A 12,867-nucleotide genomic window follows, 5' to 3' on the forward strand; every position below is an offset into this window, starting at 1 on the left:
TAGAATCATGACCCACCATCCAGTTTCCAGAGCACCGCTGCGGTGCGGCCCTTCACGACACGCGGCGCCCAAGTGGGCCGGGACGCGGCTGCCGGACGCCTTCCACCGGGCGCGGATCCAGGGACCGGGATCCCGGCACGCCGGTTTCACCCTTGTCGAGCTGATGGTGGTGATCGTCATCATCGGCCTGCTGGCCACGGTGGTGATGATCAACGTGATGCCCAGCCAGGACCGCGCGATGGTCGAGAAGGCGCGCGCCGACGTGTCGGTGCTGGAACAGGCCGTCGAAACCTATCGGCTCGACAACCTGAGCTACCCGCGCACCGAGCAGGGCCTGCAGGCGCTGCTGCAGCCTCCGGCCGGCCTCGCCCGCCCGGAACGCTACCGTCGCGGCGGCTACATCCGCCGCCTGCCGGACGACCCGTGGGGCAATCCCTACCAGTACCGTGCACCGGGCCGTCGCGCCGCGTTCGACGTGTACTCGCTGGGTGCCGATGGCGTGGAAGGCGGCGAAGGCGACAACGCCGACATCGGGAACTGGCAGTAACACGGTGATGCGCATCGCCGCCATCCGCCATGCGACGTCACGGGTGACGAGGCTTCCTGCCGGGCCCGTTCGCAGGCTTGTTCCCACGGATGCCGCCGGCACACGCGGCTTCACCCTCGTCGAGCTGATGGTGGTGCTGTTCATCCTCGGCATCGCCGGCATCGCGGTGGTGATGACCGCGCCCGGGGAGGACACCCTCGGGCGCGAAGCCGACCGCTTCGCCGCCGGGCTGGTACGGGCGCGCGAAGAGGCGATCCTCGGCACCCGCGCGGTCGAAGTCACCGTGACCGCTCAGGGCTATGGATTCACCCGGCAGCACTTCGGCGGCTGGCAGCCCCTGCGCGAAGCGCCATTCCGCAACCGGCTGTGGCCCGGCGAAACCCGGCCGGTGCTGCCGCGCGGCCGCGAGCAGATCGGCTTCCGCTTCGACCCCACCGGCGCCGCCACGGCCGGATCTCTGGTCCTGTCGCGCGGGAGCGATGCGATCGAGATTCATGTCGACGCCGCCGGAGAGGTGCGGACGGATGCGCGACACTGAGATGCCCCGCAGGCCTGCGGACGGTGCCGCGATCCCGGACCCTGTGCGGAATCCACGCACGGTCGCCAGACGGGGAGCTCACCATTCCGGTGTCCGGTCTGCGGGCTTCTCGCTGATCGAGGTGCTGGTGGCGCTGGCGATCTTCGGGCTGGCCGTGCTCGGCCTGCTCAACCTCGCCGGCGAGAGCACCCGCAGCGCGGTCGTGATCGAGGAGCGCGTGCTCGCCGGCGTGGTCGCCGAGAACCGCGCGATCGAGGCGAGGGTCGCGAATGCGGACGAACTGGCCGCGATGGGCGTCGCCGACGAAGGCCGCGAATCGGCCGGCGATCGCGACTGGCGCTGGAGACGCACGCTCGCGCCGGCGGACGACACCGGCCTGGTGCGCGTGGACGTGGTGGTGATGCCCGCCGATGAGGACCGCATCGCGGCCGAGCTGAGCCTGTTGCGGGAGGCGCCATGAAAGTCCGCGGCTTCACCCTGGTCGAGATGCTGGTCGCGTTGCTGGTCTTCGGCATGATCTCGGCGGCGGGCGTCGCGGTGATGGCCTATGCCGCCGACAATCAGGACGTGGTCCGTGCACGGATGGACCGGCTCGGCGAGTTCCAGCGCGCGCGCGGCCTGCTGCGCACCGACCTCGGGCAGGCGGCGTTGCGGCGCGTGCGCAACGGCGACGGCTCGCCGGCGCGACGTGCGTTCGTCGCGGGGCAGCCGGGCCACGCGCCGCTGCTGGGTTTCGTCCGTCGCGGCTGGACGAACCCGGACGGCGATCCGCGCGCGTCGCTGCAGTACGTCGAATACCGGCTCGCCGACGGCCGCCTGGAACGCAGCAGCCGCGCGCTGCTCGATGGCGTCGTCGCCGGAGAGCCGCAACTGCTGCTGTCGGGTATCCGTACCGCTTCGATCCGTTATCGCTACCGCGGCCAATGGATCAGCGGCTGGCCGGGCGGCGCGGGGGATCTGCCCGAGGCGATCGAGCTCGACATCGACATCGACGACCTGGGCCGCATCCGCCAGATCTTCCTGCTGCCGGGGGTGCGGCCGTGACGGCGATGCACCCGCGGCCTCGCGGCGTTGCCCGGCAACGCGGCGTCGCCCTGCTGACCGTGCTGCTGCTGGTCGCGGTGATGACCCTGCTGGTGGTCGCCATTCTCGACGACATCCGCTTCGGTCTGCGACGCGCGGGCAACGCCCAGACCATCGTCCAGGCGCAATGGCATGCGTTGGGCGCGGAGGCGGTCGCGCGCCGGCGGATTCACGAGCTGTCCCGCCGCACCCCGGGCCGCACGACACTCGACGGCGACTGGAACGGCCGCGCGGTGACGTTCCCGATCGAGGACGGCGAAGGCGGCGTGGTCACCGCACGGGTGTTCGACGCCACGACCTGCTTCAACCTCAACAGCGTCGTCGAAGGCGCGCTCGAGCAGTGGCGGCGGCGCGAGCTCGGCGTGCGCCAGTACGTCGCCCTGCTCGAGGCGATCGACTTCGACGAGCACCAGGCGCGCGCGCTGGCCGACACCCTGGTCGACTGGATCGATACCGATGCCACCCGTTCCCCGCTCGGCGCCGAGGACGGCCGCTACGCACTGCTGCGGCCGGCGTACCGGACCTCGGGCACGCTGCTGGCCGAAGCGAGCGAGTTGCGCGCGCTCGGCGGCTACACCGCGGCCGTGTATGCACGCCTGCGGCCGCATGTCTGCGCGCTGCCGGGTGCCGACCTGTCGCCGATCAACGTCAACACACTGGACGCCGACGATGCCCCACTGCTGGCGATGCTCACGCTGGGCGCGCTCGACACCGCCGCGGCACGCCGGATCATCGCGGCGCGGCCGGTGGGAGGCTGGCGCGATCACGCGGCGTTCTGGAGCCAGCCCGCACTCGCCGCCGCCAACGTACCCAACCCGGTCCTGGAACAGACCGAACTGCGTACCCGCTACTTCGGACTGCATGCCGAAGTCGAGTACGGCGACGCGCAGGTCGTGCTCAGCGATCTGTTCGAGGACAAGGGCGATGGCGCATTCGCGCTCGTCGCCCGCCGCTGGACCCCCGACGAATGACCCGCCCGACCCCGATAGCGATACCGGCCCCCGCCCCGATCCGGCTGCTGCTGCCTGCGCAGGCGGCCCCGTCCACGATGTGCCTGCGGGTCGACGCGGACGGCACGGTCCGCTCGCGCGAAACGCTCGATCCGCGGCGGTCATCCGCCGCCGCGACGCCCCCGTCCGCCGACGGCCTCCGTTGCGTACTCGCCATACCGGGCGAAGAGGTCCGCAGCCTGTGGCTGGAACTCCCCGGGCGCAACGAAGCACAGGCCGTCGCGGCCGCACGGCTGCTGCTCGACGAACATCTGGCCGGCGCCGAAGATCTGCACGTGGTGGTCGCGCCGGCGACGGACGGAAGCGTGCGTCGCCAGGTCCTCTACCTCGAGGCCGCCGTGCTCCAGTGCCGGCTCGACGATGCCCGCCGGCTCGGCTTCGAGCCCGACGCGGTGGTACCCGACTACATGCTGCTCCCGGCCGCGGACGACTGCGGTGACGTGAATTCCGCCGGGTTCACGCAGGTGCTGGCGATCGACGGCCGCTGGCTGGTACGCGGCCGCGGCGTCGAGTTCAGCAGCGAGGTCGCGCTGGCGAAAGCGGTGTTCGATACGCATCCGCAGGCGACGGAGGACCTGCGGATCGTCGATATGGCGGACGAGGTGGAAGCCTGGCTCGCCCGCGGTGCCATGCACCCGCAGGTCGATCTGCTTCAACATCGCTTCGCGCGCCACGGCGCCCGTCCGCAGGGCCGGGCCGCCTGGCGCCGCGCCGTGGTACTCGCCGGGCTGTTGTTGCTGTCGCCGCTGCTGGTGGCGGCGACCGACGCGATCCGCCATGTGTTCGCGGCGTCGACGCTGCGCTCCGAAGCGACGGAAACGGCGGCCATCCTCGCGGCCGACGCCGACCCCGCGACCGACCCGGTGGCCGCCTTGCAGGAGGCGGTCGCCGCCGGCGCCAGCGGCGACCGCTTCGCCCGTCTGCATGGTGCATTGGAAGCCGCGATGATCGCGATGCCGGGGCTGCAGCTGGAACGGCTCGACTATGACGGCAAAGACACGCTGGCAGCGGACCTGTCCCACCCCACTGCAGACGACCTCGATGCGTTGCGCGACCGGCTCGCCGGGCACGGCCTGCAACTGGAGGTATCCGCAGGGCGCGACCAGGACGGCGGCCGGGTCAGTACCGTAGTGCTCCGGGATACCGCGTTGCCGGCCGCCATTGCCGCGGAGGCCGTACGATGAACGCTCTGCAGGGCCTTCGCGAATGGTGGCGGGCGCGCGACGCCCGCGAACGACGGATGCTGGCGGCGATGGTGGTGATGCTCGCCGCCTTCGTCTACTGGTATGGCCTGCTCACGCCGTTGCGCCATCTGCGCGAAGCGGCCCGGACCGACTACGACCGCGCCGCCGCCGATGTCCTCGCCGTACGCGCACTGGCCGCCGAACTGCAAGCGTTCGAAACCCGGCGCGCCGGCGGCGGCAGCGACGCCCGGACCCTGCTGAAGAGCGCGGCCGACGCGGGGATCGCGATCAGCCGGCAGCGCCTCGACGCTTCCGGCACCCTTTCGCTCGGCATCGACAGCGTCCAGGCCGGGCCGCTGTTCGCCTGGCTGGCGGAGCTGCGGCGTTCGCACGCCATCGGGCCGCGGACGCTGCACATGGAGAAGCGCGACGGCGCGCTGCGGGTCGAGATGGCGCTCGTCCTCCCGGCCAGGGACACGGAGGACGCCGGCACCGACGAGCGGAGCGAAGGTCGATGATCCGCCGCGTACGACTCTGGGGCGCATTCGCCGTCGGCTGCATGCTGGCGCTGGCATTGCTGGTCCCGTTGCGCCTGGCCCTGGGCGCGTTCGCCGCCGACTTGCCGATCGCCGCACGCGACGTATCGGGCAGCCTCTGGGCCGGCCGGCTGCATGGCGCGCGTTGGGGCGCAATGCCGCTCGACACGCTGGGCCTGCGCCTGCGGCTCCTGCCCCTGCTGTACGGCCAACAGCAGTGGGTGCTGGCTGGCGACCGCATCGCGACGGTTCTGGTCCGCGGTCGCACCTCGGGCATGCGCGATGCCAGCGGTGAACTCGACCTCGCCTTGCCGGCTTCGCCCGACGCACGCGTGCGACTGGGTCTGGATCGCGCGACGGTACTGTTCCGGGAAGGCCGCTGTGAGACGGCGGAAGGCCGCGTCAGCCTCGATCTCCAGTTGCCCGTCACCGCTGCGGGCGACGACACGGCCTGGCCGTCGTCGGTCCAGCTCGACGGACGTCCCACCTGTTCGGGTTCCGACGCCCGCGTGGAGTTTGCGCCTGCCGGCAGCCTGCCCACGGGCATCGACACGATCGCCGTTACCTTGGACATCGCTCCCGCCGGCAGCTATCGCGCGCTGACCACGGTTCGTACCGGAGCACCCGGCCTTCGTCTGGCCTTGCAAGCCCACGGGTTCGACGGTGACGCGACCGCCATGGTCCGCAGCGATCGCGGGCACCTGCTTCACTGAGCACCGGCGCCGACGAAGGTGCTGTCCGGGAACCGATGCAGCGAAACTGAAACAGAGTCGCCATAAAGACGCCGCCCGCGCACTGCCGCCGGCCCTGCCAGGCCAGATGGACTGCGTAGATTTCGGTCGAATGACACTTGGAAGACTACAAGTGCATGAAATAAAAGAAAAAACATGAAACCGGCAACAATTGTCATATGACGTCTGAACGACAGAAACAAGACAGGACTGTCATACAAACGTCATCAACAGTACATACGCTGCGCCCACCTTCTCCGATGCCCCAAGGGCCAGCACCATGAAACTCATCCCCGCCCCCCTCGCTCTCGCCATCCTCGCCATCGCGCCGGCCGCGCATGCGGAAGTCGCCATCGACGTGATCGGCGGCTCGGAAATGAGCTTCGAGGGTCTGTTGCAGACGGACGGCTACTGGTACGACAACGACGTCGCCAACCTCGACGCCGACAGCGGCGACGGCGACGACACCGACTTCGGCCTGCGCCGCGCCGAGCTGGTGCTGAAGGGCAAGGGCCCGGGCAACATCGACTGGGTGCTGGGCTACGACGCTTCCGGCGACGGCAAGTTCCTCGACGCCAACGTCAGGTACAGGATCGCCGGCAGCAAGACGCACTTCGTGCAGGTGGGCCAGTTCAAGCAACCCAACAGCCTGGAAGAGCTGTCCTCGACCAAGAACAACGACTTCATCTCCAAGGCGATGATCACCAACACCTTCGGTGTGGCCCGTCGCCTGGGCGCCAGCTACAACGTCGGCAACGACGACTGGCAGGTCACCGCCAGCTACTTCGGCCGCGAGCTGACCCGCAATCGCGCGCATGGCAGCGGCTTCGGCCTGCGCGGCGGCTGGGCACCGATCAACGAGAAGGGCAACATCTTTTACGTCGGCGCGTCCTACGTGGACTACGACGCCGACGGCGACACCATCCGCCTGCGTGCCCGTCCCGACGCCGACTTCTCTAACCGCCTGATCGACACCGGCAGCACCGGCATCCTCAACGCCGACCGCACCTCGACGATCGGCCTGGAGTCGTTCTGGGTCCGCGGCCCGTTCAAGCTGCAGGCCGAGTACATGATGAACACCGTCGACCGCTACGACACCGGCTTCGCCACCCAGCCGGGCGGCGACTACGACAGCAGCGGCGGCTACATCAGCGGTGTCTGGAACGTCACCGGCGAAACCTGGAGCAACAAGGGCGGCGTGCCCGGCACATCCGGCGCGGAGAATCCGGCCTCGGGCATGTGGCAGCTCGGCCTGCGCTACGACACCCTGGACCTGGACGACGGCATCGTTCAAGGCGGCCAGATGGACACCTGGACCGTCGGCGTGAACTACTACTGGCGCTCGAACTTCAAGTTCATGGTCGACTACGTGAAGGTCGACAGCGAGCGTCGCGGCGTCGACGACAACCCGAACATCATCGAAGCCCGCGCGCAGTTCTTCTGGTAAGCCCTCCCTCTCTCTCCCATTGGGCTGCTACGAGGCGCGGTCTCCCTGCCGCGCCCTCTTCTCCGCATCGCATCGTCTTGCAGGACTCGCCGACCGAACTGATCGAGGCCTATTGGAACCGCGAGATCAACTACTGAATCCGCGCCACCCTGCCCGACCGCTTGTAACAAAGTCCGGTTCGAATGAACCCGGCCGGACTCCAGGTGACCGTCGCCCGCCCGTGAATCCTGAAGCTTTCCATTCTGTTTCAGTGACTTACATCAAGAAGCAGGCATCTGTAACAACGGTGTAACAAAAACATCATTTCATAGTGCCACCCGCCGGCTTCGCGCCGGTCCCTCTCATGGAGTCATGCATGAAATCCTCGCCGGCCCGTATCGCCGTCCTCGCCCTCGCCACCACCCTGGCCTTGGCCGCCTGCAAGCCGTCGTCCGAAGCACCGACCACCGCCGAGGGCGCCAACGCTCCGGCCCAAGCCGCCGCGACCGGCTCCGACCGGATCGGCGTCGAGATCACCGGCGCAGGCGCGACCTTCATCTACCCGCTGCTTTCCAAGTGGTCGGATGCGTACAACAAGGCCACCGGTGCCAAGGTCAACTACCAGTCGATCGGCTCGGGCGGCGGCATCGCCCAGATCAAGGCCGGCACCGTGGACTTCGGCTCGTCCGACAAGCCGCTGCCGCCGGAAGAACTGGCCGAGGCCGGCCTGGGCCAGTTCCCGTCCGCGATCGGCGGCGTAGTGCCCGTCGTCAACGTCGAAGGCGTCGAAGCCGGCGCGCTGAAGCTGAGCGGTCCGCTGCTGGCCGACATCTACTTGGGCAAGGTCGAGAAGTGGAACGACCCGGCGATCGCCGCGCTCAACCCGGGCCTGGCTATGCCCGACAGCAAGATCAACGTGGTCAAGCGCTCCGACGGCTCGGGCACCACCTTCAACTTCGTCAACTACCTGTCGAAGGTTTCGCCGGAGTGGAAGGAGAAGGTCGGTGAAGGTACCTCGGTCAACTGGCCGACCGGCATCGGCGGCAAGGGCAACGAAGGCGTCGCTGCCTACGTCAAGCAGATCAAGGGTTCGATCGGCTACGTCGAGCTGGCCTACGCGACCGAGAACGGCATGGCCTACACCGCCATGCAGAACGCCGCCGGCAACTTCGTCCAGCCCAGCGCCGAGGCGTTCGCCGCCGCAGCCGCGTCCGCCGAGTGGACCTCGGTCGAGGATTTCAGCCTGGTCATTACCAACGCGCCGGGCGCGGATGCGTGGCCGATCACCGCGACCAACTTCATCCTGATGTACAAGCAGCCCAAGGACGCCAAGCGTTCGCAGGACGCGATCGACTTCTTCCGCTGGTCGCTGGAGAACGGCCAGGCGCTGGCCGACGAGCTGCACTACGTACCGCTGCCGCAGCCGCTGGTCGAGCAGGTCGAGGCATACTGGGCCGCCGAGATCAAACTGTAAGCGGCCTTTGCCACCCGCGCGGGGAATCCGCGGCATGAGTGTTGCCGTCCACGCGGGCGGCAGCACTTTTTGCCTGCTCCGCCCACATCGGCCCCGGTCTTTGCCGGACCGACATGCCCGAAGTCCCGACGCCCGATGAACGCAACCACCCTGCCCGCCAGTGCTCCCAACAACCGCGACGTGAAAGACGCTCGCGCCGACCGCGCCTTCCGCTGGCTGGTCACCGCGGCCGGTCTGTTCGTGCTTATCTCGCTGGCCGCGGCGGCGCTGTCGATGCTGTGGGGCGGGCGGGCGGCATTCGAGAAATTCGGCATCGCCTTCCTCTGGCGTGACGCGTGGGATCCGGTGCTGCAGGACTTCGGCGCCCTGGTCCCGATCTACGGCACGCTGGTGACCGCGCTGATCGCGCTGGTCATCGCCGTGCCGGTCAGTTTCGGCATCGCGATGTTCCTGACCGAGATCGCACCGAAGTGGGTCCGCGGCCCGGTCGGCGCGGCGATCGAACTGCTGGCCGGCATCCCGTCGATCATCTATGGCATGTGGGGCCTGTTCGTGCTGGTGCCGTTCCTGGCCCAGCACATCTATCCGTGGGTCGACGAGCACCTCGGCCAGCTGCCGCTGGTTGGCGCGCTGTTCGCGGGCCCGCCGCTGGGGCTCGGCATGGGCACCGCCGGTCTGGTGCTGGCGATCATGATCATTCCCTTCATCTCATCGGTAATGCGCGAGGTGTTCCTGACCGTGCCCGGGCGGCTCAAGGAATCGGCCTATGCGCTGGGCTCGACCAAGACCGAGGTGGTCTGGGACGTGGTGCTGCCCTACACCCGCTCTGCAGTGATCGGCGGCATCTTTCTCGGCCTGGGCCGAGCGCTCGGCGAGACGATGGCGGTGACCTTCGTGCTCGGCAATGCGCACAACCTGACTGTCTCTCTGCTGGAACCGGGCAACTCGATCGCTGCCACCATCGCGAATGAATTCGCCGAGGCCGACTCGCCGATGTACCTGTCCTCGCTGATCGCGCTCGGCTTCGTGCTGTTCCTGGTCACTTTCGTGGTGCTGACCATCGCCCGTCTCATGCTGCGGCAGATGGCGAAGAAGGAGGGCAACTGATGAACAGCGCCCTCTATCGCCGCCGCCGCTTCAAGGACATCGCCGTGCAGGCGCTGGCGGTGGCCGCCGCCGTGTTCGGCCTGTTCTGGCTGGTGTGGATCATGTGGACCACGCTCAGCAAGGGCATCGGTTCGCTCAACCTGGCCCTGTTCACCGAAATGACTCCGCCGCCCGGCAGCGAGGGTGGCATGCTCAACGCCTTCTTCGGCAGCGCGGTGATGAGCCTGCTCGGCATCGTCTTCGGCGCGCCGGTCGGCGTGCTGGCCGGCACCTTCCTCGCCGAGTACTCGCAGAAGTCATGGTCGGCGCGGCTGTGCGAGCTGGTCCGCTTCGTCAACGACATCCTGCTGTCGGCGCCGTCGATCGTGCTCGGCCTGTTCGTCTACACCCTGGTGGTGGCGCAGATGGGCCACTTCTCGGCGCTGGCCGGCGGCATCGCGCTCGCCTTCATCGTGTTGCCGGTGGTGGTGCGCACCACCGACGAGATGCTGAGGCTGGTGCCCTCGCAGATGCGCGAGGCGGCGCTGTCGCTGGGCGTGCCGCAATGGAAGGTGATCGTGCAGGTGCTGTACCGCTCGTCGCTGCCCGGCATCGTCACCGGCATACTGCTGGCGCTGGCGCGTATCTCCGGCGAGACCGCGCCGCTGCTGTTCACCGCTCTCAACAACCAGTACTGGACCACAGACATCGGCGCGCCGATGGCGAACGTACCGGTGGTGATCTTCCAGTACGCCATGAGCCCGTACGAAAACTGGCATACCCTGGCCTGGGCCGGCGCGTTCATCCTCACCATGTTCGTGCTGGTGGTCAGCCTGATCGCGAGGGCCATCGTGCTGCGCAACAGGATCACCCATGACTGATCTCACCTCCACTCCAATTGCCCGGACCCCGGTCATGAACGACGCCCGCATCACCATCGCCACGCCCCAGCGCGACTCCGCCCCGGCGGCCGGAGCCGCGGAGATCAAGCTGTCGGTGCGCGGGCTCGACTTCCACTACGACCGTTTCCATGCCCTGAAAGGGATCAACCTCGACATTCCCGAAAAGCAGGTGACCGCACTGATCGGGCCTTCCGGCTGCGGCAAGTCGACCCTTCTGCGCGTGTTCAACCGGATCTACGCGCTGTATCCGAAGCTCGAGGCCACCGGCCAGGTGCTGCTGGACGGCGAGAACGTTCTCGACCCGAAGTACCCGATGAACCGGCTGCGCAGCAAGGTCGGCATGGTGTTCCAGAAGCCGGTACCGTTCCCGATGACGATCTTCGAGAACGTCGCCTACGGCATCCGCCATCACGAGAAGCTGTCGAAGCCGGAGATGAGCGATCGCGTCGAGCAGGCGCTGCGCCAGGCCGCGCTGTGGGACGAGGTCAAGGACAAGCTGGGCCAGAGCGCGCTCGGCCTGTCCGGCGGCCAGCAGCAGCGCCTGTGCATCGCCCGCGCGGTCGCCCTGCGCCCGGACGTGTTGTTGCTGGACGAGCCGACCTCGGCGCTGGACCCGATCTCCACCAGCCGCATCGAGCAGCTGGTCGAGGAGCTCAAGGTCGACTACACGATCGTGATCGTCACCCACAACATGCAGCAGGCCGCCCGCGTGTCGGACTTCACCGCCTTCATGTACCTGGGCGACCTGATCGAACACGGCTCCACCGACCAGATCTTCTCCGCACCGACCAGGCAGCAGACCGAGGATTACATCACCGGCCGGTTTGGGTGAGGCGGGCCGGTTGCGCGGCATCGCCGCGCGGCCTGCCGAACGCCCGGCCACGGATGGCCGGGCCGGGCGCCCCGAAGCCATGACCACAACGCCATGGATGGCTGCGACCATCCGCGCAGAAACCAAATCAGAGACGAGCACCGACATGCACGACCACATCGTCAAGAGCTACGACGAAGAGCAGAAGCGCCTGCTCAACGAGACCCTGCGCATGGGCGAGATGGCGGCCTCCCAGCTCGAAGCCGCCCTCGACGTGGTCGAACGGCGCGACGACAAGGCCGCCGAGCGGATCATCGCCAACGACGAGGCGATCGACGCGCTGGAGCAGGAGGTCAGCCATGACGTGATGAAGCTCGCGCTGCGCGGCCCGATGGCGCGCGACCTGCGCGAGATCCTCGCGGCGATCCGGATCGCCTCCGACATCGAGCGCATCGGCGATTACGCGGCCAACGTCGCCAAGCGTTCGACGGCGCTGAACCTCATGCCCGCGCTGCCGCATGTCGCCGGACTGCACGCACTGGGTACCCTCGCCGTCAGGCAGGTCCGCGACGTGCTCGCCGCATACCGCGAGAGCGACATCGAAGCCGCCAAGCGCATCCGCGCGCGCGACGCCGAGATCGACGTCGCCTACACCGGCCTGTTCCGCGAACTGCTGACCTACATGATGGAGGACGCGCGCAGCATCACCGCCTGCACCCACCTGCTGTTCATGGCCAAGAACATCGAGCGCATCGGCGACCACGCCACCAACATCGCCGAGAACATCTGGTTCCTGGTCAAGGGCGAGGACGAACTGCCGCCCCGCGAGAAGCGCGACGACTCCAGCACCACCACGGCGCCCTGACCCGCACGCAGCCCCGCGCCAACGGATATCCGGACGCGCGGCTGCGCCCGTCTGCCGTTGCCGCGTCCGGCGGCGCATCGGAATTGATGAACCGACGATAAACGCTACCGGGATGTCCTGCCGGCCATGCCGCGGCGCTAACGCAAGGCATGTAACCCTCCTGCTCCAACCTGCGTAAGCAGTGCAGTGTCCGGCGGTCGCCCCTGGCCGCATGACTCGACCGGCGCGGATCGTCCGCGCCATTCACTGGAGAGAGGAGCCAAGACATGAGCAACAGCAAAAAACCGGTCGCACTCGCGGTGGGCGCCGTACTGATCGGCGGCATGGCGATGTCCACGTCGGCCTTCGCGATGAACGATCTCGCCGGCGGCTACCTGCTCGGAGCCACCGTCGCCGAAGGCAACTGCGGCGGCGACAAGAGTGCCGAAGGCAAGTGCGGCGAGGGCAAGTGCGGCGTCGAGAAGATGGACACCGACCAGGACGGCATGGTCTCCCAGGCCGAGTTCGGCGCGGCCCACGACGGCGACACCAGCCGCTTCGCCAGCTACGACGCCAACGGCGACGGCCAGATCAGCGCCGACGAACTGAAGGCCGGCCACGAGGGCAAGTGCGGTGCCGACAAGGGCGCCGAAGGCAAGTGCGGCGAAGGCAAGTGCGGCGGGATGGCGTAACGC

15 protein-coding genes are annotated in these 12,867 nt (G+C 68.3%); all 15 read left to right on the top strand.

Annotation, left to right across the window (positions count from 1 at the left end; all coding sequences use genetic code 11):
* The first annotated feature begins 7 nt into the window (after positions 1 to 7).
* The 15 genes from gspG (at position 8) to L3V18_RS12685 (ending at position 12,864) form a co-directional block, all read left to right on the top strand.
* Positions 8 to 547, top strand: coding sequence for a type II secretion system major pseudopilin GspG (gene gspG / locus L3V18_RS12615; RefSeq protein ID WP_343226336.1), 540 nt, complete (start codon positions 8 to 10; stop codon positions 545 to 547).
* Positions 548 to 554: 7 nt separating this feature from the next.
* Positions 555 to 1,085, top strand: coding sequence for a GspH/FimT family pseudopilin (locus L3V18_RS12620; RefSeq protein ID WP_237055420.1), 531 nt, complete (start codon positions 555 to 557; stop codon positions 1,083 to 1,085).
* On the top strand, positions 1,072 to 1,545 hold the full coding sequence (gspI, locus tag L3V18_RS12625; RefSeq protein WP_255783976.1) for a type II secretion system minor pseudopilin GspI: 474 nt from the start codon (positions 1,072 to 1,074) through the stop codon (positions 1,543 to 1,545). The genes L3V18_RS12620 and gspI overlap by 14 nt, the downstream gene beginning before the upstream one ends.
* Complete coding sequence (gene gspJ, locus L3V18_RS12630) at positions 1,542 to 2,129, top strand: type II secretion system minor pseudopilin GspJ (RefSeq protein ID WP_237055422.1); 588 nt, start codon at positions 1,542 to 1,544, stop codon at positions 2,127 to 2,129. Before gspI ends, gspJ begins: the two co-directional genes overlap by 4 nt.
* Before the next feature lie 5 nt (positions 2,130 to 2,134).
* Entirely contained in the window at positions 2,135 to 3,139 is a 1,005-nt protein-coding gene (gene gspK, locus L3V18_RS12635; protein WP_237055424.1) for a type II secretion system minor pseudopilin GspK, read from the top strand.
* The gene (gene gspL / locus L3V18_RS12640; protein WP_237055426.1) at positions 3,136 to 4,362 is read left to right on the top strand and encodes a type II secretion system protein GspL; all 1,227 of its coding nucleotides are present in this window, start codon (positions 3,136 to 3,138) and stop codon (positions 4,360 to 4,362) included. The genes gspK and gspL overlap by 4 nt, the downstream gene beginning before the upstream one ends.
* Positions 4,359 to 4,880 (top strand): type II secretion system protein GspM, encoded by a 522-nt coding sequence (gspM, locus tag L3V18_RS12645; protein ID WP_237055428.1) that lies wholly within the window; start codon positions 4,359 to 4,361, stop codon positions 4,878 to 4,880. The genes gspL and gspM overlap by 4 nt, the downstream gene beginning before the upstream one ends.
* Entirely contained in the window at positions 4,877 to 5,611 is a 735-nt protein-coding gene (gene gspN, locus L3V18_RS12650; RefSeq protein ID WP_237055430.1) for a type II secretion system protein N, read from the top strand. The genes gspM and gspN overlap by 4 nt, the downstream gene beginning before the upstream one ends.
* 298 nt (positions 5,612 to 5,909) lie before the next feature.
* Positions 5,910 to 7,076, top strand: a complete 1,167-nt coding sequence (locus L3V18_RS12655; protein ID WP_237055432.1) for an OprO/OprP family phosphate-selective porin — start codon at positions 5,910 to 5,912, stop codon at positions 7,074 to 7,076.
* A 355-nt stretch (positions 7,077 to 7,431) separates the two neighbouring features.
* Entirely contained in the window at positions 7,432 to 8,529 is a 1,098-nt protein-coding gene (gene pstS / locus L3V18_RS12660) for a phosphate ABC transporter substrate-binding protein PstS (RefSeq protein ID WP_237055434.1), read from the top strand.
* Positions 8,530 to 8,664: 135 nt separating this feature from the next.
* Positions 8,665 to 9,636, top strand: a complete 972-nt coding sequence (pstC, locus tag L3V18_RS12665) for a phosphate ABC transporter permease subunit PstC (protein ID WP_237055436.1) — start codon at positions 8,665 to 8,667, stop codon at positions 9,634 to 9,636.
* Positions 9,636 to 10,496: a phosphate ABC transporter permease PstA gene (gene pstA / locus L3V18_RS12670; RefSeq protein WP_237055438.1), complete on the top strand. Its 861-nt coding sequence runs from the start codon at positions 9,636 to 9,638 to the stop codon at positions 10,494 to 10,496. Before pstC ends, pstA begins: the two co-directional genes overlap by 1 nt.
* Before the next feature lie 34 nt (positions 10,497 to 10,530).
* Entirely contained in the window at positions 10,531 to 11,349 is an 819-nt protein-coding gene (pstB, locus tag L3V18_RS12675; protein ID WP_425493527.1) for a phosphate ABC transporter ATP-binding protein PstB, read from the top strand.
* 145 nt (positions 11,350 to 11,494) lie between these two features.
* A complete protein-coding gene (phoU, locus tag L3V18_RS12680; RefSeq protein WP_237055442.1) occupies positions 11,495 to 12,193 on the top strand; it encodes a phosphate signaling complex protein PhoU in 699 nt (232 codons plus the stop codon).
* A 266-nt stretch (positions 12,194 to 12,459) separates the two neighbouring features.
* On the top strand, positions 12,460 to 12,864 hold the full coding sequence (locus L3V18_RS12685; RefSeq protein WP_237055444.1) for an HvfA family oxazolone/thioamide-modified RiPP metallophore: 405 nt from the start codon (positions 12,460 to 12,462) through the stop codon (positions 12,862 to 12,864).
* Positions 12,865 to 12,867: the final 3 nt, after the last annotated feature.

The organism is Marilutibacter chinensis (assembly GCF_021725675.1).
GTDB classification, from domain to species: domain Bacteria; phylum Pseudomonadota; class Gammaproteobacteria; order Xanthomonadales; family Xanthomonadaceae; genus Marilutibacter; species Marilutibacter chinensis.

Bases quoted from the DNA above. Each gene is read 5' to 3' on its own strand.
- gspG (WP_343226336.1), top strand. From the start codon at position 8: ATGACCCACCATCCAGTTTCCAGAGCACCGCTGCGGTGCGGCCCTTCA.
- L3V18_RS12620 (WP_237055420.1), top strand. From the start codon at position 555: ATGCGCATCGCCGCCATCCGCCATGCGACGTCACGGGTGACGAGGCTT.
- gspI (WP_255783976.1), top strand. From the start codon at position 1,072: ATGCGCGACACTGAGATGCCCCGCAGGCCTGCGGACGGTGCCGCGATC.
- gspJ (WP_237055422.1), top strand. From the start codon at position 1,542: ATGAAAGTCCGCGGCTTCACCCTGGTCGAGATGCTGGTCGCGTTGCTG.
- gspK (WP_237055424.1), top strand. From the start codon at position 2,135: ATGCACCCGCGGCCTCGCGGCGTTGCCCGGCAACGCGGCGTCGCCCTG.
- gspL (WP_237055426.1), top strand. From the start codon at position 3,136: ATGACCCGCCCGACCCCGATAGCGATACCGGCCCCCGCCCCGATCCGG.
- gspM (WP_237055428.1), top strand. From the start codon at position 4,359: ATGAACGCTCTGCAGGGCCTTCGCGAATGGTGGCGGGCGCGCGACGCC.
- gspN (WP_237055430.1), top strand. From the start codon at position 4,877: ATGATCCGCCGCGTACGACTCTGGGGCGCATTCGCCGTCGGCTGCATG.
- L3V18_RS12655 (WP_237055432.1), top strand. From the start codon at position 5,910: ATGAAACTCATCCCCGCCCCCCTCGCTCTCGCCATCCTCGCCATCGCG.
- pstS (WP_237055434.1), top strand. From the start codon at position 7,432: ATGAAATCCTCGCCGGCCCGTATCGCCGTCCTCGCCCTCGCCACCACC.
- pstC (WP_237055436.1), top strand. From the start codon at position 8,665: ATGAACGCAACCACCCTGCCCGCCAGTGCTCCCAACAACCGCGACGTG.
- pstA (WP_237055438.1), top strand. From the start codon at position 9,636: ATGAACAGCGCCCTCTATCGCCGCCGCCGCTTCAAGGACATCGCCGTG.
- pstB (WP_425493527.1), top strand. From the start codon at position 10,531: ATGAACGACGCCCGCATCACCATCGCCACGCCCCAGCGCGACTCCGCC.
- phoU (WP_237055442.1), top strand. From the start codon at position 11,495: ATGCACGACCACATCGTCAAGAGCTACGACGAAGAGCAGAAGCGCCTG.
- L3V18_RS12685 (WP_237055444.1), top strand. From the start codon at position 12,460: ATGAGCAACAGCAAAAAACCGGTCGCACTCGCGGTGGGCGCCGTACTG.